Source organism: Streptomyces sp. SID5469, from assembly GCF_009862865.1.
Classification (GTDB): Bacteria; Actinomycetota; Actinomycetes; order Streptomycetales; family Streptomycetaceae; genus Streptomyces; species Streptomyces avermitilis.
The window spans coordinates 5393914-5411752 of sequence record NZ_WWIN01000001.1 but is presented as its reverse complement, the minus strand read 5'-3'; the positions used below and the strand labels follow the sequence as shown (position 1 = coordinate 5411752).

The following is a 17839-nucleotide window of genomic DNA, read 5'->3' as shown; positions in this document are numbered from 1 at the left end:
TTTTCCGCATTCCCCTGCAACCCGGCCGACTTCGCCGTGCGTACAGGTCCCGTACGCCGCACATCGAAACACACCGCGGGGGGAACAACGATGACCACCAGAGCCGACAGAAGCAGGACCGGCCGTCTCGCGCCCGCCCCGGGGGCCGCCGCCGTGTGCGCGCTCGGGCTCGCGGGCTGCTCGCCGGGCGCGCAGGCGCAGAGTGCGGACACCCGGGCGGACACGGCCCGGCGGCCGGCCTCCGCGGTCACGCACAAGACCGCCCCCAAGGCTCTGGAGAGGCTGAGCGGCGCGCGCATCAACATCGCCGACGGCCGGACCGTGGGCGTCGGCATGCCGGTATCCGTGACCTTCGACCACCCGGTAGCGGCGGCCGAACGCGCCCGTACCGAACGGCAGTTGACGGTCACCGTCCGGGCCGGCGCGGGCATCACCCGGCACTTCACCGTCGGCCGCTCGCTCGTCGCCACGGTAGACGTGCGCACCCACACCATGAAGGTCGTGAAGGACGGGGCGACCCGCACGGTCCCGATCAGCGCGGGCGCCCCCGGCATGGACACCTGGAACGGCACGATGGTCGTCTCCGACAAGGCGACCAGCGTCTTCATGGACGCGCGGACCGTCGGCTACGGCGACGCGTACGCGGACTACTACTCCTACGCCGTCCACCTCACCGCCTCGGGCACGTACCTCCACCAGAATCCCAAGGCCCATACGTACGCGGGCCGCCAGAACGTCACCCACGGCTGTGTCGGCCTCGCCACGGACGGCACGGCGAAGCGCTTCTACGACGAGGTGATCCCCGGTGACGTGGTGAAGGTCGTCGGTTCCAAGGACACGGTCGCGCCGGGCAACGGCTACGGCGACCGGAACGTGGACTGGGACGACTGGCGGGCAGGCAGCGCACTGACGTGACCCCGCAACCCCCCTCCCCACGCGAGGACTTCGCCGCGTACGCCGCCCACGCCTGGCCGCGTCTGGTCCGCACCGCCCACCTCCTCACCGGCGACCCGCACGAGGCGGCGGACCTGGCGCGGACCGCGCTGGCCGACGCGTACGCACGCCGCCGGCGCATCCCGCGCGACGACGCCGACTTCCACGTACGGCGGACGCTGGTGCGCGCCCATCTGAGGCGCAGACGCCCCGCGCCCGCACCGGCCCCGCTCGCCCGGGCGCTGGCCGCGCTGCCCGCCCGGCAGCGGGTGGTGCTGGTGCTGCGCCACGGGGAGGGCCTGGCCGAGGCGGAGATCGCCGAGACGCTGGGCTGCTCGGTCGGCACGGTCAAGTCGTACGCCCGGCGCGGCCTCGCGGCCCTCAGCGCCCTTCCCCTCTCCGGAGTTCCCCGATGAGCCGTACGGTCCCGCCCCCGCACCACGCCGAGCTGCGCGAGGCGTTCGCCCGCATGGCGGACGACGTCATGCCGTCCCCCGTCCCGCTGGCGGAGATCGAGCGGGAGGGCCGGGCCCGGCGGCGCAGACGCCGTACGACGGCGCTGGTGACCGGCTGTCTGCTGGTGCTCGCCCCGCTCGCCTACGTCTCCTGGCGCCTGACCCCGACCGCGCCCGACGGCGCGACGGCGCCCTCCGCCTCCGTATCGGGCAAGGCCGTGCGGGTGGTCGCGGCCGGCGAGCGCGTACAGCCGCTGCCCGGGGCGGAGTTGTGGCTGGCGAAGGACGGGGAGCACTGGTCGACGCCGGCGGGCTCCGGGGTGTCCCTGCCCGAGGAGAGCCGCGGAGCGGGCGGCCCCGCCGTCACCCTCCGGCTGGAGGAGGTGCACGACCGCTTCCTCCTCTCCGGTACCTACCGGGGCACGGGACAGGCGGCCCGCGCCGAGGTGGAGACACCGTCCGGCACGACGGCGGGCACGCTGCTCACACTGGCGGGCAGTCCCGGCTGGAGCGTCTGGTACGCGATCGCGCCGGAGCCGAAGTCCGCCGGGAAGCGGCTGTTCGCGACGGTACGGGTCACGATGTACGACGCGCGAGGCGCCGTTCTCGCGCGGAGCGGAGACGGATCATGAGCGCCCCCGAGGAGCAGGGCCGACGGCGTCGGATCCCCCGCCGCGTCCGCACCCGTCGCCGCCGGGAGCGCTGGATCCGCCGCGCACTCGCGGCGGTGCTCGCGCTGATCATGCTGCTGTGCGGTGCGGTCGTGGTGGCGTACCTGCTGACGGGCGTCCCCGAGCCGCACCCCGAGACGGTCAGCCAGAGCACGGTCTTCCTGGACGCGGACGGCGAGTACCTGGGCCGGCGCGGCCCGGTGGACCGCCAGGACGTCCCGCTCTCCGAGGTCCCCCGCCATGTCCAGGACGCGGTGATCGCCGCGGAGAACCGCTCCTTTCGCACCGACTCGGGGATCTCACCCAGCGCCGTCGTGCGCGCGGCGGTGTCCACGCTGAGCGGCGGCGCGCGCCAGGGCGGCTCGACGATCACCCAGCAGTATGTGAAGAACGCCCTGCTCAGCCCGGAGCAGTCGCTCTCCCGCAAGGCCCGCGAGGCGCTGATCGCGGTCAAACTGGACCGCACCCGCTCCAAGGACTCGATCCTGGAGGGCTACCTCAACACCGTGTACTTCGGCCGGGGCGCGGCAGGCATCGAGTCGGCGGCGCGCAACTACTTCGGGGTGGACGCCAAGGACCTGACGCTCGCCCAGGGCGCGGCGCTCGCGGCGATCATCAACCTGCCGTCGTACTACGAGCGCGCCGGCGCGGACGCGAAGGTGACGGCGACGCTGGAGAAGCGCTGGTCGTGGGTCCTGGACGGCATGCGGACGTCGGGCACGATCACGGCGAAGGAGCGTCTCGCCGCCGCGTTCCCGGCCTTCCGGTTCTATCCGCCGGGGAACACGGACGGCCAGCGCCAGTATCTGATCGACGCGGCCGCGACGGAGGCCGCCGACCGGCTCGGCATCACCGCGGACCAGCTGGCCCGCGGCGGCTACACGGTCCGCACGACGTTCGACCTGGCGGCGCAGCAGGCGACGGCGGAGCAGGTGCGCGGCGCCCCGGCGGCCCGCAAGGGCACCCGGCTGCACACGGCCGTCGTGGCGCTGGTCCCGGGGGACGGCGCGGTGCGGGTGCTGTACGGGGGCGCGGACTACGCCCGTCAGCCGTTCAACGACGCCGTGAACGGAGCGGTGGAGGCGGGTACGGCCCTCGACCCGTTCAGGGCCGTCCGGTTCACCGGCCCCCTCGCCGCCCTCTCCCGTACGGCCGCGCCGTCCCCGCTCCGGCTGGCCTCCGCGTACGCGGCGACGGTGGCGGGCGGCACCTACGCGAAGCCGTACACGGTCGCGAAGATCACGCGTGGCGGCCGGACGAGCTACACGGCGCGCCCGGACACGCGGCGGGTCGTGGCGTCGGTGCAGGCACAGATGCTGACGAAGTACACCGGCGCCGCCGGCGCCGTGGGCCACTTCTCCGGCGGCGCGGGCTCGGGCCCCGGCGCGCGGACCCTCTGGCAGACCACCTCCGGCGGCCGCCTGAGCGTCACGGTGGCCCTTTTCGCGGAATATCCGGCCGCGGGAAAGCGCCCGGCCCGCCCGGCGCACCTCCCCGACACCGCCCCGTACCTGGCCGCCGGACTCACCGAGAGCGTCTCGTCCAAGACCCTCGAAGTACCCCCCGCCGGGCTCCCGTGAGTACACGAGGTGATAACGGACGGCCGCCGACTCTGGCGTATGTCCGCCGAGGGCCCATACTGGAGTCACGATGACGAAGCCTTCCGCGCCCCGGCGCCACCTGCCTACCAGCCCCTTCGCTGCCCCGGTCGCCCCCGAGGCCAAGCACTTCGGTCTCGGAGACCGGGTGTCGCACGACCAGTTCGGTCTGGGGACGATCGTCGGTGTCGAGGAGGGCATCGCCATGCTCGTCGACTTCGGCTCCAGCCAGGCCCGCATCCTCACCCCCTACACCCGTATGCACAGCCTCTGACCGGCTCCGACCGGCCACGGAACACCCGCGGGCGCCCGAACAACTCGGGCGCCTTCGCGAAGGGCACGTCCACGCGCGCCCTGGCGTGCCCCGACGCCTCTCAGCGTTCTTCACAGGGGTCCGACGGCCGCACAGGCGCCCGACGGCTGCCTGCCCATCAGTGACTTCTCGTCGGCTTGGATCGCGTTGCGGGGGCCGGTGGTGTGCCCGTACCCCGTGGTCCGTGCCCATGGTCGAGGTCGTGACCTTGGTCGTGACGCCGTGCCCGTGGTCGTGACCTCGGTCGCAGTCGTGCGTCGCCCGTGAGCGGGATGTCACAGCGGCGGCTGTGCCGGGGCCGGGCCCAGGGTCGTCGTGCCCGGGGCCGTGCGGTGGCCGAGGCCCGTGCGGTACGCGTCCAGGGCCGCCTCCACCCGTCCCGAGCGCCGCAGCAGGTCGCCCAGCATCCGGCACAGGTCGGCCAGGTCGCCCGCCGCGCCCGCCCGCTCCAGCAGGCTCAGTGCGCGTACGTAGTGCTCCTCCGCCGCCTCCGTGTCGTGGGCGTCCTCCGCGATGATGCCGAGGAGGCGGTGCGCGCCGGCCGAGTGGACCGCGCCCCGCTCGGGGCTGAGGTCGCCGAGCACCTCGTGCAGGAGGGCCGCCGCCTCGTCCGACTTGCCGCGCCGGTGCAGCACGTCCGCCAGCTCCACGGCCGCCTGGCTGCTGTAGAGCGCGGCCCGCTGGGCGGCGAGCATGCTGTGCGCCTGCCGCAGCTCGCCCTCGGCGCGCTCCAGCTCGCCGTTCTGGGCGTGGAGGTAGCCGCGCATCCAGTGGCAGTTGGCCAGCTCCGTACGGATCTGTAGCTGCCGGTAGAGCTCGGCCGCCTTGACCAGGGACGCGTCGGCCTCGGCGGCGCGCCCCTCGGCGAGCATCGTCCGGGCCACCGACCGGTGCATCCGCGCGACCAGCGCCGGGTCGCCGACCTGCGGCGCCAGCGCGAGCGCGAACTCGGCCGCCTGCGCGGCCCGCGCGTGGGCGCCCATGTCCATGTACGGGCCGATGACGCTGGCGTAGAGCAGCAGCAGCGCGTCCGGGTCGTGCAGTCCCGTCCGGTTCAGCTCGTCGAGCGTGGACTCCAGCAGGTAGACGGCGTAGCGGAGTTCGCCCGCCAGGTAGTGGGAGACCGCCCGGCCGCGGATGGCGGGGACGCGCAGCGGCAGCGGGGCGTCGCCCAGGCGCTGCTCCGCCTCCTCGAACCGCCGCCGCCCGGTCACCAGGTCACCGGCCTCCGTCGCGCATTCGCCGAGACCCAGCAGCGCGGCCGCCTCCTCGGCCGCGAGCCCGTGCTCCACGGCCTCGGCGAGCAGCGCCGCGTACTGCTCCGCCGCGGCCTCGGCCTCACCCGTCGCCAGCGTCCGCTGGGCGTCGGTCAGCCGCAGCCGCAGCGCGGTGGCGAGGTGGGCGGGGCGGCCGGTGGCCAGCTCCTCGTAGGCGACGCCGAGCCGGTCGGCGATGTGCCGCAGCGCGGGCTCGGAGGCGCGGACGCGGCCGGCCTCCAGGGTGGAGATGTACGCGGGCGTGTAGGCCGGCTCGGCCAACTGCCGTTGGGTCAGCCCGCGCTCGGCACGCAGCCGCTGCACTCTGCGGCCGATGATCTCCGGCTCGTCGCGGTCCGCCATGGATCAAGCATGCCATTAAGTGGAGTTACACCTGCCCGACTTTGACTTTTATTCCAACTCCCCTTGTCCCCCTTGCCGTTCGGCTCCCACAGCCCCTACGTTAAGCCGCACATTAAACCTGCTTAATGCGCTGCTGATGCGAGGCGAGGTCGCCGTGTTCAGACGAACAGCCGCCCGCTACTCCCGGAGTGCCGCCGCGGCCGTCATCGCCGTGGCCGCGCTCGTGGCGGCCGCGAACGCGGGCCCCGCGCGGGCCGCCACCCCGCCCGCCCACGAGGCGTCGCACTCCCGGCTCGCCCCCACCCCCTGACCTCGCGTACCAGGTTGTCAGTGGCATGACTTAGTCTTCGCTCACCCGTCACACGCGGCTCACAGGTTTCGCATGGAGTGAAGGACGACCTCATGCGGGGGCACGACGACCTGCACACGACGCGCGCGGACGGGCCTCCTTATCTATTTCGTGCCTGGGGGTTCGAAATCATCGTGCGTATCCGCACCCTGCCGACCGCGACGGCGCTCGCGGTCCTCTTCAGCTCGGCCGCGCTCGCGGTCGGATCGGCCGCGCCCGCGCTGGCCGACAGCAGCACGCTCCTCCCGGTCCGCTCGACCGGTGACGTCGTGGTGGACGGGGTCCACCAGCGCGTCTTCATCAGCGACCCGGCCGGCGGCAAGGTCGTCGCGACGGACTACGCGGGCACGGTCCTCGGGACCGTCGACTCGCTGCCCGGCGCGCGCGGCCTCGAACTGTCCGCCGACTCGGGCACGCTCTACGCGGCGGTGCCGGGCGCCGACGCGATCGTCGCCATCGACACCGCGACGGCCACCGAGGCCGAGAGGTACCCGACGGGCGCCGGCACCGGCCCGGAGTACCCGGCCCTCGCGGGCGACAAGCTCTGGTTCGGCTACGGCGGTTCGGGCGAGGGCAACATCGGCTCGCTCGACCTGTCCGGCGCCGACCCCGTGGTCACGCTCAAGCAGGACACCAACCGCACCTGGTACGACGCGCCGATCCTGGGCTCCTCCGCGGGCGCCCCGGGCACACTCGTCGCGGGCGCGCCGGGCCAGAGCCCGGTGGTGCTCGGCGTGTACGACGTCTCGTCGGGCACGGCCACGCTCACCGCGCACGCCTTCGACCCGGGCAACACCGGCGGCGGCAACCTGTCCGACCTCGCGGTCACCCCGGACGGCAAGGACGTCGTCACGGCCAGCGGCGCCCCGTACTACCAGGCCGTGTACAAGATCTCGGACCTGTCGGCGGACGGCAGGTACCAGACGAACACCTACCCGAACGCGGTGGACATCGCCCCGGACGGCACGGTCGCGGCGGGCACCTTCTCCTGGTACGACCCCGACGTCCACGTCTTCAAGCCGGGTGTCTCGACGCCCGTACGGCAGTACGACCTCCCCAACACCGGCACCAGCAGCGGCGCCGACACGCTCGCGGGCTCGGGACTCGCCTGGTCGCCGGACGGCAGCCGCCTGTTCGCGGTGTCGTACAACGACAAGGACGTCTACTCGCTGCGCGTCTTCGACGACCCGACCAAGGCGGCCACCAGCCTGACCATGGTCGCGCCGGTCAAGGCCACCCGCGGCAAGGCCCTGTCCGTCAGCGGCACCCTGACGTCCGCCGAGGCGCTGCCGGCCGGCGCGACGGTGTCCGTCACCCGCACCGACATGGAGTCGCCGAGCGGCAAGCCCGTCGGCACGGCGACGGTCGCGGCCGACGGCTCGTACACGTTCGGCGACACCCCGCCGGCCGGCGGCAAGGTCACCTACACCGCCACGTACGCGGGCGACGCGAGTCACTCGGGCGCCACGGCCACGGGCTCGGTGGAGGTCTCGCGCAGCACGCCCACGCTGACGCTGAACAACGACGGCAAGGTGTACGCGTACGGCAGCGACGTGAAGTTCACGGCGCACCTGGGGACCACCTACAAGAACCGCGCGGTCGAGCTCTGGGCCGACCCGTACGGCTCCGACAAGCCGGGCAAGCTGGTGAAGTCCGGCACGGTCAACGCCGACGGCAACCTGTCCGTCACCCTCGACCTGACCCGTGACACCAAGGTCACGGCCAAGTTCGCGGGCGACGCGCGCTACGCGCCGAAGACGGCGGCCAGCACGGCGGGCGCCAAGGTCAAGGTCTCCACGTCGCTCAGCGGCTTCTACAAGACCAAGTCGGCCTGGGGCCACACGTACTCCTACTTCCACAAGTCCAAGGACCCCGTCGTCAACACCACGATGACGGCGTACCCGAACCGCAAGCAGAAGCTGACGGTCCAGGCGTACTACAACGGCGCCTGGCACGAGACGGCGTCGGAGTACTTCGCGCTGAGCGCCTCGGGCAAGTCCTCGGTCACCCTGGAGGGCACCCCGTCGACGGGCATCCGCTTCCGGCTCCGGTCCGCGTACATCAACAACTCGTCGGGCGACAACGTGAACTCGACGACGTACGGCAGCTGGAAGTACCTCATCTTCACCAGCTGAGTCACACCCGCTGAATCACGTCGGGTCACACCCGCTGATTCAGCCCTGCGTCTGGAGCTGCCGCAGATGCTGCTGGACATGGTCCAGGGCGCCCTCGCGGCGGCCCGGTACGCGCAGCCGCAGGTCGGCCAGCGCGGGCCCGAGTTCACGGGCCCGCGCCGGGTCGTCGATCCGGCCCCACTGGTGGTGTGCCCGGTCGACGGCCGCCTCGACGGCGGGGTCCGCGGGGGCCTGTCCGGCGGCCAGCCGGGTGCCGGCGACGGTCAGCCAGGCGCGGCAGCTGCGGGCCGCGTCGCCCGCGAACATCGCGAGATCCGCGCGTACTTCCCGCCAGTGCAGTGCCTCTTCGGAGGCGGCGCCGTGCGTGCTCGCGGCCGTCTGCTCCCACTGCGCGGCGAGCGCGTCGGCCTCACCGTGCCGCCCGGCCCGCACGGCGGCGGCGATCGTGGCGTGGACGTCCGCCGCGGCCGGCCCGTCCGGAGTGCGCGGGCGAGGCTGTTCGGGCGGGTACGCGGGCCCGGGGACGAAGCCGCCGGGAAGGGCCGCGCCCCCGCCGGGTGGCGTCAGCACGATGTCCGCGTGACCACCCTCGTGGGCGACGCGGCCCAGCGCCTGCTCGTGCAGGACCCCCGGCTCGGGACGGTGACCGCTGCGCAGGATCGTCGCGACCGCCTTCATGTACGCCGGCGGCGCCACCGTGCGGCGCGGCGGGGGCGGGGCGACGCGTCCGTAGAGCGCGGCGGCCCGGCCCGCGTCGAGCGGACCGGTGCGCAGGTGCTGCCAGGTCTCCGCGTCCGCGTGCAGGTCCACGAACAGCGTCGTCGTGCCCGGCGGGCGCAGTCGCAGTTCCTCGCGGATCCAGTGCCAGGGGAAACCCGTGTAGCGGACCGTGGACGGCGTCGTACGGGCCAGGGCCAGATGCGGCAGATGCTGGCGGCGGTCGAGCTGGAGCTGACCGGCGAGGAAGACGGTGAGCGGGCCGGGGGCGGTCGCCGCGGCGCGCAGCCGGGTGAGGACCGCCTGTGGCTCCAGCGGGTCCGCCAGCTCCACCACGTTCGCCGTGTCCGTGCCGGACAGGACCGACGGGGCGACGGCCGCGAGCACCGGGAGCACGGAGGCCGCGTCCACCAGGCACCCCTTGCCCGCCGGCGAGGCCGCGAGCAGCAGCACGGTTCCGGGCATCGTTCCTCCCCATCGATCACGTACGTCTGCACGGTAACCGCTGCGCCTGCGAAGGGGCGACGGAGAGCGAGCAAACGCCCGGCTATGGCTGGGGTTGTGCCCGCGCCGTCGGGAGTGTCACCTCGAAGCGGCAGCCGCCGGGGATGTTGCGTACGGCGGCCTGCCCCTGGTGGGCCTCCACGATGCCGCGGACGATGGCGAGCCCGAGCCCGGCCCCCGCGGGGGGTGTACGCGCGTGGGTGCCGCGCCAGCCGGTGTCGAAGACGCGCGGCAGGTCCTCCTCGGGGATGCCGCCGCAGCCGTCGGTGACGGACAGGACGACACCGCCCGGCGAGCGCTCGGCGGCGATCGCGACCGTGCCGTCGGCGGGTGTCCGGCGGATCGCGTTGATCAGCAGGTTCCCCAGGACCCGGCTCATCTCCTTGCCGTCCACCTCGACCGGTACGGGTTCGACGCGGTCGCCGACCAGGCGTACGCCGAGTTCGCGGGCGAGCGGGTCGGCCCCCGCGAGGGCGTCGCCGACGAGGTCGTACAGGGAGATGCGGGAGGGGGAGAGGGCGAGGGTGCCGGCGTGGATGCGGGAGAGCTCGAAGAGGTCGCCCACCATGTCGTTGAGGCGCTCGACCTCCGTGCGGATCTGGCGGAGGTAGCGGTCGGGGTCGGCGGCCACCCCGTCCTCCAGCGCCTCCGACATCGCGCGCAGGCCCGCGAGCGGGGTGCGCAGGTCGTGGGAGATCCAGGCGACGAGTTCGCGCCGGGAGGACTCCAGGGCGCGCTCGCGGTCGCGGGACTCGGCGAGCCTCGCGCTGGTGGCCGCCAGCTCGCGGGCGAGGGCGTCGAGTTCGGCGGTCGCCGGGCCGTCGGGGGCGGCGAAGTCGCCGCCGTCGCCGAACGAGCGGGCGGCGAGCGCGAGTTCACGGCTGCGGGCGACGACCCAGCGGCCGAGGAGCAGGGCGGTGGCGAGGGAGACGACGGCGGCCATCGCGACGACGGTCGTGACGACGGTCAGGTCGTGCGCCGAGAGGAACATCGCCCACGCCACGGCCAGCGTCCCGGCGAGCATCGCGGTCACGGCGACGGCGGAGACCACGGCGAGGGACACGGTGAGCGACCGCCGCCGGATCAGCACGAGCACCCCCGCCCCGCACAGCCCGGCCGCCGCGGCGCCGAGGAAGGCGAAAAGGGCGATCAGCAGCATGTCGTGCATGGTCAGACCGCCTCCTGGCGGGGCGTGGTGCCGAAGCGGTATCCGACGCCCCACACCGTCTGGATCAGACGGGGTCTCGCCGGGTCGTCCTCGACCTTGCCCCGGAGCCGGCGTACGTGGACGGTGACCGTCGACAGGTCGCCGAAGTCCCAGCCCCACACCTCGCGCATCAGGTCCTCGCGGCTGAACGCCCGGCCGGGATGGCGGAGAAAGAAGGCGAGGAGGTCGAACTCACGGATGGTCAGGGCGAGTTCCTCGCCGTCCTTGGTGGCGCGGCGGGCCGCGGGGTCGAGGGCGAGACCGGACGCGTGCAGGGGGCGCGGGGCGGTGACGGGCCGGGTGCGGCGCAGGACGGACTCCACCCGCAGGACCAGCTCCCGCGGGCTGAAGGGCTTGGTGACGTAGTCGTCGGCGCCCACCTCGAGCCCGAGGATGCGGTCGTCCTCGTCGCCGCGGGCGGTGAGCATGATGACCGGCACGGGCCCGCGGCCGCGCATCCGCCGGCACACCTCCAGGCCGTCCATCCCGGGCAGCATCAGGTCCAGCACCACCAGGTCGGGCCAGTGCGCCGCGGCGCGGGCGAGCGCGGTGGGGCCGTCCTCGGCCCGGTCCACGACGTACCCGGCGCGGTCGAGGTAGCCGGAGACGACCTCGGCGACGGTGGGGTCGTCGTCGACGACGAGCACGCGGGCTCCGGCTCCGGCGCCCCGCTCCACCGCCTCGGCCCCCCGGAATTCGTACGGCTGCTGCATACGTCCAGCGTCGCACCGGGTCCGGGGCGGTGCGGTCCGCGCGGCCCGACGTCCGCGTTTCGTAAGGACTGCGCTTCAGGGGGCGCCGGGCGGAACGGACGTGAAGGGGCTGCGTGCGGAACGTTCCTCGCGGCGGTGCCGGCGTACCGCGAAGATCGTCGTGTCGTCGTCGAGGCGGCCGCCGCAGTGGCGCAGCGTGCCGTCACGGACGTAGCGCACCAGGCGCGCGGGCTCGGCGACGCGCCGGTCGGCGGCGACCGCGCCGGCCACCCGTTCCCGCAGCGGGTAGAACTCCCCGGCCGCGTCGCGCGCCTCCGTCACCCCGTCCGTGACCAGCAGCAGCGTCTCACCGGGAGTGAGCGGCACCCGGAGCGTGGGCGGTGTCGCCCCGTGGGCCAGCTCGCCGAAGCCCGCGGGGAGGCCTTCGCCGGCCGGCAGGGACCGTACCCCTTCGGGGGTGACCACCAACGGCGGCTCGTGCCCGAAGTTGACGACCTCCACGTACGAGGGGTCCGTCTCCGGGAAGCCGACCAGCACCACCGTGGCGAAACGGTCGGCGTCGGCGTCATTGTCCCGGCCGACCGCCGCGCAGTACCGGACGTGCCGCGCCATCCGTACCTCCAGGTGGGCGGCGACCGTGCCGAGGTCGGGCTCGTGGTACGCCGACTCGCGGAAGGTGCCGAGGAGTGCCGCCGCCGCGGCCACCGCGCCGAGCCCCTTGCCCTGGACGTCGCCGAGGAGGAGCCGCGTGCCCTGCGGGCCGGGCTGGATGTCGTAGAAGTCGCCGCCGACGCGGGCCTCGCTGTCGGCGGCGAGATAGACGGCGGCGTGTTCGAGGTCGCCCCAGCCGGGCGGCAGCGGGCGCAGCACGGTGCTGCGGGTGGTCTCGGCGATGTCCCGCATGTGCAGCATCCGCTGCTCGCCGCGGACGCGCACCACGCAGGCGAGGACGGCCAGCGCCCCGCCCGCGACGACGAGGATGAAGTCGGGCAGTCCGGTCTGGTACTGGTGCGGCCAGGAGTTGTCCTCGAGCACGAACGTGCCGAGCGCGAGCGCGGCGATCACCAGCGTGCCCCACACGCCGCAGATCGCGGCGGCGATACCGGGCACGAGCACGACCCAGGAGATGACCCGGAACTCGCCCGTGGTGTTCCAGTCGAACGCGGCGATCGCGGCGAGCAGGGCCACCGGTGGGATCCAGGCGACGCTGCGGCCGCGCACGCGCAGCAGCTTCTGCCGCTGAACGGCGTCCGGCCCCCCGGCGCCGGGGGGCCGCGGATCGAGCGAAGAACGCCGGGCACGGCGCTGCTGACCTGCGCCGGACCGCCTGTTCATGGGGCCCAGCGAAACACGGGCCGGTCCGTGCCGCATCCCGACTTGCCAGCCGTCACCGCGGGGTGTGCCCTGGAGTGCGGGGGCGAGGAGAGAGGAGTGCTCCCATGGCTCATGCGGCACCCGCGTCAGGGACACCACGCACACCCCTGTCGGGGACACCACGCACAGCCATCTCCGGGGCACCGGGCACGCCCGACATCTTCGACGAGCGCGTCCACGCGACCGCGAGATGGGCGGTGCCCGTCGTGCTCGGGCTCGTCTACGGCTTCTGGGCCGCGGCCATCAACCGCGACACCGGACCGATCACGGGCTGGAACATCCTGTTCGGCTTCGTGTGCGCCTTCGTGTTCGCGGCGGCCTGGATGGGCGTGGCGAAGACGGCCTCGCATCTGCGGCGCGAAGTGCACGCGCTGCTGTGGACGGCGTTCGCGGGCTGCGCGTTCGGTTTCATCTACAGCCAGACCGGCGCGTCCGTCCTGCGGTCCGTGTTCATGTCGCTGGCGGTCGCGGCGGGCGTGTTCGCGGTGGCGTTCTACCGCTTCTACACGCACGAGGACGCGCAGGGCCACCGGGTGAACGCGCAGGGCCGCCCGGTGAGCACCCCGGTGAGCACGGAGGGCCACCCGGCGACGTGACGGCCCGGACCCGGCGCGGACCCGACGACGCGAACCCGGCGCGTGCCGGACGACGGCCCGGACCCGACGGCGCGAACCCGGCCCCGAACCCGACGGCCCGGACCTGGCGCGCGGGGCCCCGGCACGACTGTGCCGGAGCCCCGCGTGTCTCCCTCACTCACCCACCACCCGGGACCAGGTCCCGGGAGCTGATCGCCCTCCGTTCCCCACCTCCAGGAAACACCCGTTCGGGTGAGCCCTCCACCGGAGCCCGGAATCGACGGGGCCGCGGGCACCTGCGGACCCCGGTGGCGTCCTGCCACCCCGGCCTGCCCCCCGTTCGGCTTGTCATACGCACCCATTTGCAGTCGAACCGGTCGCCGCGACGGGCCGCGCGGGCTTCGCTGGAAGGGTGTCTCTACGCGTACGGAGCGCCCTGTCGGCCGTGTTCATCGGCCTCGCCTGCCTGCTCGCGCCGCTCGGCGCGCTCGCGGCCTGGGCGACGTACGGCATCGAGGACAGCGCCCGGTACGAGGCGACGACCGCGCCGCTCGCCGCCGACGCCGAGGTGCGGGAGGCGGTCGCCGCGGCCGTCACCGACGGCATCATGCGGGAGGTGCACGTGGGTTCGCCGCTCCAGGAGCCGGTGCGCTCCTTCGTGCACGACGCGGTGCGCTCGTTCACCGGCACCGAGGCCTTCCGCACCGCCTGGGGAACCGCCAACCTCGCCGCGTACGACGCCGTGATGCGCGCCCTGCGCAGCGACGGCGACCGCCCGGTCACCATCGACCTCGCGCCCGCCACGGAGCGGATGAAGCGTCAGCTCGTCGAGGACCAGGTGCCGTTCGCGGACCGCATCCCGGTCGAACACACCGAGATCACCCTGCTCGGGACCCGGGACCTGGCCACGCTCCGGAAGGGGTTCCACGTGCTCGAGATCGCCGGATTCTGGCTGCCTGTCGCCACGGTCGTGTTCGCCCTCACGGGCATCCTCGCGGCGGTGTGCCGGCGCCGCGCGGTGCTGGCGACCGGCCTGGGTACGGCCCTCGGCGCAGCGTCGCTCGCCGGCGCGGTCGCCGTGGGCCGCCGGCTGACCCTCGCGGATCTGCCGCCCGGCGCCTCCCGCCCGGCCGCGGGCGCGATCTACGACGCCCTGACCGAGACGCTGCGCACGGTCTGCTGGCTGCTGCTGGCCCTCGGCCTGACGGTCGCCCTGGCCGCCTGGCTCACGGGCGTGTACACGCGACGCCGGCGAGCGTCCGCAGCGCCCGCGCCAGTTCGGGCGGCGGAACCGACGCGAGCCCGAGCCTGACGGCGTCCGCCGCACCCTGGCCGGCCCCGAAGGCGGGCCCCGGTGTCACCGCGATCCCCCGCCGTGCCGCCGCCGCCGCGAACGTGTCCGCCCGCCACGGCTCGGGCAGCTCCCACCAGGCGTAGTACGCCCGCGGATCGGCCCGAACGGTGAACCCGGCAAGGTGCTCGCCGACCAGCCGCTGCCGCTCGGCCGCGTCCGCCCGCTTCGCGGCGACCAGCCGGGCGACCGTCCCGTCCCCGCTCCACCGCACCGCCGCCTCCAGCGCGAACCGCCCCGCCGTCCACCCGCCCGACCGCAGCGCCCCGGCGGCCGCGGCCTCGTCCCGCCCCGCCCCCTCCTCCGGCCCTTCCGGGTCCTCCGGCACCACGAGGAACCCGACCGTGAGCCCCGGCGCGACCCGCTTGGACAGTCCGTCGACGACGTACGTGCGCTCGGGGGCGTACGCGGCCAGCGGGTCGCCGTCCTCCTGGAGGAACGACCAGATGCGGTCCTCGACGACCGGCAGCCCCAAGTCCCTCACGGTGTCGGCCAGTTCGCGCAGCCGGTCCGCCCGCATGGTCACCGATGTCGGATTGTGGAGCGTCGGCTGGACGTACACGGCCGCGAGCGGCGCCGAACGGTGGGCGGCGGCCAGCGCGTCGGGCACAAAGGCCCTGCTCGTCCATGGGCAGCGGGACCGGCTCGACGCCCAGCCGCGCCGTGATCTCCCGGACCAGCGGATACGTGAGCGACTCGACGCCGAGTCGGCCGCCCGGCGGAACCAGCGACGCGAGGGCGCCCGCGATGGCCTGGCGGGCGTTGCCCGCGAACAGCAGCCGGTCCGGGGCCGGTCGCCAGCCCTCCGTGGCGAGGAGTCCGGCCGCGGCCTCGCGGGCGGCCCGGGTGCCCGCGGCGGACGCCGTGCGGGTCGCCTCGGCGAGGACGTCGGGGCGCAGCAGCGGGGCGAGACCGGCCGCCAGCAGCTCCGACTGACCGGGCGCGGAAGGGTAGTTGAGCTCCAGGTTGACCGGCGCGGTGGTCGCCGGCTCGGCGAGCGCACGGCCCGAGGGCAGCGGGGACGCCCGTACGAACGTGCCGCGTCCGACCTCCCCCACGACCAGGCCACGGCGTACGAGTTCGCCGTACACGCGTCCGGCGGTCGACCCGGCGATGCCGCGGCGGCGCGCGAACACCCGCTGCGGGGGCAGCCGCCTGCCGGGCTCGAGCCGTCCGGACGCGATGTCCGCGGCGATCCGGTCGGCGATCCGCCGGTAGTCCTCCGCCATGCCGGGTCCCCCTTCGCCGGATTGCACCGAGGGCAAAGATCTTATTGCACCGAGGAGTTGGGCGAGCCTAGGGTCATGGCCATGGCACCCTTCCTCGCATACGAGGACAAAGGCACCCAGCGTGACACCTCGCTGCCGCTTGTCCTGGTCCACGGCCACCCCTTCGACCGCACGATGTGGGCCCCCCAGCTCGCCGCGTTCGCGCCGTCCCGTCGCGTGATCGCCCCGGACCTGCGCGGCTACGGCGCGTCCCCGGTCGTCCCCGGCATCACCCCGCTCTCCGTCTTCGCCGAGGACATCGCCGCCCTGCTGGACGAGCTGAAGGCGGACCGCTTCGTCCTGGCCGGTCTGTCGATGGGCGGCCAGATCGCCATGGAGTGCTACCGGCTCTTCCCGGAGCGGATCGCGGGGCTGGTCCTCGCGGACACCTTCCCGACCGCGGAGACCGAGGCCGGGAAGCGGGCCCGGGGCGCCATGGCGGACCGGCTGCTGCGCGAGGGGATGCGGGGGTACGCGGACGAGGTGCTGCACCGGATGGTCGCGCCGTACGCGGACGCCGACGTCCAGGCGCACGTCCACCGGATGATGACGGGCACGGACCCCGAGGGCGCCGCGGCGGCCCTGCGGGGGCGGGCCCAGCGCCCGGACTACCGCGACCTGCTCACCCGTGTCTCCGTCCCGGCCCTGGTCGTGGTGGGCGCCGACGACACGTTCACGCCGGTCGCGGACGCGGCGGCGATGCACGCGGCGCTCCCGGGCGCCACGCTCCGGGTGATCGACGGCGCGGCACACCTGCCGAACCTGGAGCGCCCGGAGGAGTTCAACGCGGCCCTGGGGGAGTTCCTCTTCAGCCTGTCCGGCGTGTGAGGACGAGGCCGTCCTGGCCGAAGGCGGGGGGGGTCCGGGGGCGGCAGCCCCCAGGGACGGGAGGGGACGGGTAGGGGCGGCGGGGGCGAACCCGGTCCTACCGCCGGGGGCACCTCGCAACCTTTCCCCCACGCACCCCGTCTTTGAGGGAGGATTCGGGCACTCCCTGGGGTACGGGGTACCCGACCCACGAGCGAAAGGCCGGCACGTGGAGACTGCGACCGCGGAGCGGACCGGCCCGGCCGAGGTCCGCCGACGGTCTCCGGCCCGGACCCTCGCCGCCTGGCTCGCCACGCTGCTGCTCACCGGCGTGAGCGTCGTCATGGGCTGCCGGGCCACCGGCCGCGACGGCATCACCCCCGTTCCGCAGCTGCTCGCCTTCCTGCCCTGGCTGCTCGCCCCCACCGGCCTCGCCCTGCTGCTCTTTCTGCTCGCCCGCCGGCGCACCGGCCTGGTCTGGGGCGTCCTCGTGCTCGGCGCCCTCGCCTGGTTCATCGAGCCGTACGGGAAGACCGGCGAACCCACCGGCACCCCGCTCGCCGAGCTGCGCGTCCTGACCTCCAACGTGCAGTTCGGACGCGGCACCGACTCCCTCGTCGCCGCCGTCCGCCGCGCACGGCCCGACATCGTGTTCGTGGAGGAGTGCGAGTACCGCTGCTCGGCGACCCTGGAGCGGGCCTTCGGCGGGAGCGACGGCACCTATCCCTACCGGCGGGCCGTCGAGGGCGCCGGGTCCGACGGGTCCGTGATCCTCAGCCGGTTCCCGCTCAGGGCCGCCGCGGGCGTGCCCGGCACCATGGGCATGCCGGGCGCCGTCGCCGACGTGCGCGGCCACGACGTACGGCTGCAACTGGCACATCCCATGCCCCCGCTGCCCGGGCAGCTCGACGTATGGCGCCGCGAACTGGGCAGGATCCGGGACTACGCCGTCGCCGGTGACGACCCCACGATCCTCGCCGGTGACTTCAACGCCTCCCAGGACCACGCAGCCTTCCGCCGCATCCTGGACACCGGACTGCGCGACGGCGCCCGCCTCGCCGGAGCCGACCGCACGCCCAGCTGGCCCGCGAGGACCGCCGGCGGCCGTCTGCGCCTGGGCGCCCAGATCGACCACGTCCTGGTCTCCCCGGACTTCTCGGCGAACTCCGCCGACTTCCTCGGCATCGACGGCACCGACCACCGCGCGCTGCTCGTCGATCTCACCCTCCACCAGCACGGATAAGCCCCGT

At 74.2% G+C, this 17839-nt stretch carries 16 protein-coding genes and 1 pseudogene; 11 read left to right on the top strand and 6 right to left on the bottom strand.

The window, feature by feature from the left end:
• Positions 1-90: 90 nt before the first annotated feature.
• The 5 genes from GTY58_RS23145 to GTY58_RS23125 all read left to right on the top strand — a co-directional run bounded on the left by GTY58_RS23145 (position 91) and on the right by GTY58_RS23125 (position 3931).
• Positions 91-915 carry a L,D-transpeptidase gene (locus GTY58_RS23145; protein ID WP_063774016.1) on the top strand — a complete coding sequence of 275 codons (825 nt, stop codon included), beginning with the start codon at positions 91-93 and terminating at the stop codon, positions 913-915.
• Positions 912-1349: a sigma factor-like helix-turn-helix DNA-binding protein gene (locus GTY58_RS23140; protein WP_010985850.1), complete on the top strand. Its 438-nt coding sequence runs from the start codon at positions 912-914 to the stop codon at positions 1347-1349. The genes GTY58_RS23145 and GTY58_RS23140 overlap by 4 nt, the downstream gene beginning before the upstream one ends.
• Positions 1346-2020, top strand: coding sequence for a hypothetical protein (locus GTY58_RS23135; protein ID WP_010985849.1), 675 nt, complete (start codon positions 1346-1348; stop codon positions 2018-2020). The genes GTY58_RS23140 and GTY58_RS23135 overlap by 4 nt, the downstream gene beginning before the upstream one ends.
• Entirely contained in the window at positions 2017-3639 is a 1623-nt protein-coding gene (locus GTY58_RS23130; protein WP_010985848.1) for a transglycosylase domain-containing protein, read from the top strand. Before GTY58_RS23135 ends, GTY58_RS23130 begins: the two co-directional genes overlap by 4 nt.
• 70 nt (positions 3640-3709) lie before the next feature.
• Positions 3710-3931, top strand: coding sequence for a hypothetical protein (locus tag GTY58_RS23125; protein ID WP_010985847.1), 222 nt, complete (start codon positions 3710-3712; stop codon positions 3929-3931).
• A 314-nt stretch (positions 3932-4245) separates the two neighbouring features.
• Here GTY58_RS23125 and GTY58_RS23120 read toward each other — a convergent pair whose 3' ends face one another.
• Positions 4246-5589 carry a helix-turn-helix transcriptional regulator gene (locus GTY58_RS23120; protein ID WP_010985846.1) on the bottom strand — a complete coding sequence of 448 codons (1344 nt, stop codon included), beginning with the start codon at positions 5587-5589 and terminating at the stop codon, positions 4246-4248.
• Positions 5590-5743: 154 nt separating this feature from the next.
• Here GTY58_RS23120 and GTY58_RS39760 point away from each other — a divergent pair, with 154 nt between their 5' ends.
• Both GTY58_RS39760 and GTY58_RS23115 read left to right on the top strand, forming a co-directional pair.
• Positions 5744-5899 carry a hypothetical protein gene (locus GTY58_RS39760; protein ID WP_010985845.1) on the top strand — a complete coding sequence of 52 codons (156 nt, stop codon included), beginning with the start codon at positions 5744-5746 and terminating at the stop codon, positions 5897-5899.
• 173 nt (positions 5900-6072) lie between these two features.
• Positions 6073-8073, top strand: a complete 2001-nt coding sequence (locus GTY58_RS23115) for an Ig-like domain-containing protein (protein WP_037647840.1) — start codon at positions 6073-6075, stop codon at positions 8071-8073.
• Positions 8074-8112: 39 nt separating this feature from the next.
• On the opposite strand, the gene GTY58_RS23110 is transcribed toward GTY58_RS23115, so the two are convergent.
• From GTY58_RS23110 to GTY58_RS23095, 4 genes are all read right to left on the bottom strand, one after another.
• Entirely contained in the window at positions 8113-9255 is a 1143-nt protein-coding gene (locus GTY58_RS23110) for a hypothetical protein (RefSeq protein WP_010985843.1), read from the bottom strand.
• Between the two features lie 82 nt (positions 9256-9337).
• Positions 9338-10462 (bottom strand): HAMP domain-containing sensor histidine kinase, encoded by a 1125-nt coding sequence (locus GTY58_RS23105; protein ID WP_010985842.1) that lies wholly within the window; start codon positions 10460-10462, stop codon positions 9338-9340.
• A 2-nt stretch (positions 10463-10464) separates the two neighbouring features.
• On the bottom strand, positions 10465-11214 hold the full coding sequence (locus GTY58_RS23100) for a response regulator transcription factor (protein ID WP_010985841.1): 750 nt from the start codon (positions 11212-11214) through the stop codon (positions 10465-10467).
• A gap of 75 nt (positions 11215-11289) precedes the next feature.
• Complete coding sequence (locus GTY58_RS23095) at positions 11290-12549, bottom strand: PP2C family protein-serine/threonine phosphatase (protein WP_010985840.1); 1260 nt, start codon at positions 12547-12549, stop codon at positions 11290-11292.
• Between the two features lie 104 nt (positions 12550-12653).
• Between GTY58_RS23095 and GTY58_RS23090 the strand changes: the two genes are divergently transcribed.
• Both GTY58_RS23090 and GTY58_RS23085 read left to right on the top strand, forming a co-directional pair.
• Complete coding sequence (locus tag GTY58_RS23090; RefSeq protein WP_237528872.1) at positions 12654-13184, top strand: hypothetical protein; 531 nt, start codon at positions 12654-12656, stop codon at positions 13182-13184.
• 391 nt (positions 13185-13575) lie between these two features.
• Entirely contained in the window at positions 13576-14475 is a 900-nt protein-coding gene (locus GTY58_RS23085) for a hypothetical protein (protein ID WP_010985838.1), read from the top strand.
• Here the strand turns inward: GTY58_RS23085 and GTY58_RS23080 are convergent.
• Positions 14390-15743: pseudogene (locus tag GTY58_RS23080) on the bottom strand (PLP-dependent aminotransferase family protein). The gene GTY58_RS23085 and the pseudogene GTY58_RS23080 sit on opposite strands and share 86 nt — an antisense overlap.
• A gap of 81 nt (positions 15744-15824) precedes the next feature.
• On the opposite strand from GTY58_RS23080, the gene GTY58_RS23075 reads away from it, so the two are divergent.
• Together GTY58_RS23075 and GTY58_RS23070 are read left to right on the top strand one after the other, a co-directional pair.
• Complete coding sequence (locus GTY58_RS23075) at positions 15825-16610, top strand: alpha/beta hydrolase (protein ID WP_010985835.1); 786 nt, start codon at positions 15825-15827, stop codon at positions 16608-16610.
• 208 nt (positions 16611-16818) lie between these two features.
• Positions 16819-17832, top strand: a complete 1014-nt coding sequence (locus GTY58_RS23070; protein ID WP_010985834.1) for an endonuclease/exonuclease/phosphatase family protein — start codon at positions 16819-16821, stop codon at positions 17830-17832.
• The last annotated feature ends 7 nt before the right edge of the window (positions 17833-17839 follow it).

What these genes read in the sequence shown, in the direction of transcription:
- GTY58_RS23145 (WP_063774016.1), top strand. Translation starts at nt 91, where the DNA reads ATGACCACCAGAGCCGACAGAAGCAGGACCGGCCGTCTCGCGCCCGCC.
- GTY58_RS23135 (WP_010985849.1), top strand. Translation starts at nt 1,346, where the DNA reads ATGAGCCGTACGGTCCCGCCCCCGCACCACGCCGAGCTGCGCGAGGCG.
- GTY58_RS23130 (WP_010985848.1), top strand. Translation starts at nt 2,017, where the DNA reads ATGAGCGCCCCCGAGGAGCAGGGCCGACGGCGTCGGATCCCCCGCCGC.
- GTY58_RS23125 (WP_010985847.1), top strand. Translation starts at nt 3,710, where the DNA reads ATGACGAAGCCTTCCGCGCCCCGGCGCCACCTGCCTACCAGCCCCTTC.
- GTY58_RS23120 (WP_010985846.1), bottom strand. Translation starts at nt 5,589, where the DNA reads ATGGCGGACCGCGACGAGCCGGAGATCATCGGCCGCAGAGTGCAGCGG.
- GTY58_RS23110 (WP_010985843.1), bottom strand. Translation starts at nt 9,255, where the DNA reads ATGCCCGGAACCGTGCTGCTGCTCGCGGCCTCGCCGGCGGGCAAGGGG.
- GTY58_RS23105 (WP_010985842.1), bottom strand. Translation starts at nt 10,462, where the DNA reads ATGCACGACATGCTGCTGATCGCCCTTTTCGCCTTCCTCGGCGCCGCG.
- GTY58_RS23100 (WP_010985841.1), bottom strand. Translation starts at nt 11,214, where the DNA reads ATGCAGCAGCCGTACGAATTCCGGGGGGCCGAGGCGGTGGAGCGGGGC.
- GTY58_RS23095 (WP_010985840.1), bottom strand. Translation starts at nt 12,549, where the DNA reads ATGAACAGGCGGTCCGGCGCAGGTCAGCAGCGCCGTGCCCGGCGTTCT.
- GTY58_RS23090 (WP_237528872.1), top strand. Translation starts at nt 12,654, where the DNA reads ATGGCTCATGCGGCACCCGCGTCAGGGACACCACGCACACCCCTGTCG.
- GTY58_RS23075 (WP_010985835.1), top strand. Translation starts at nt 15,825, where the DNA reads ATGGCACCCTTCCTCGCATACGAGGACAAAGGCACCCAGCGTGACACC.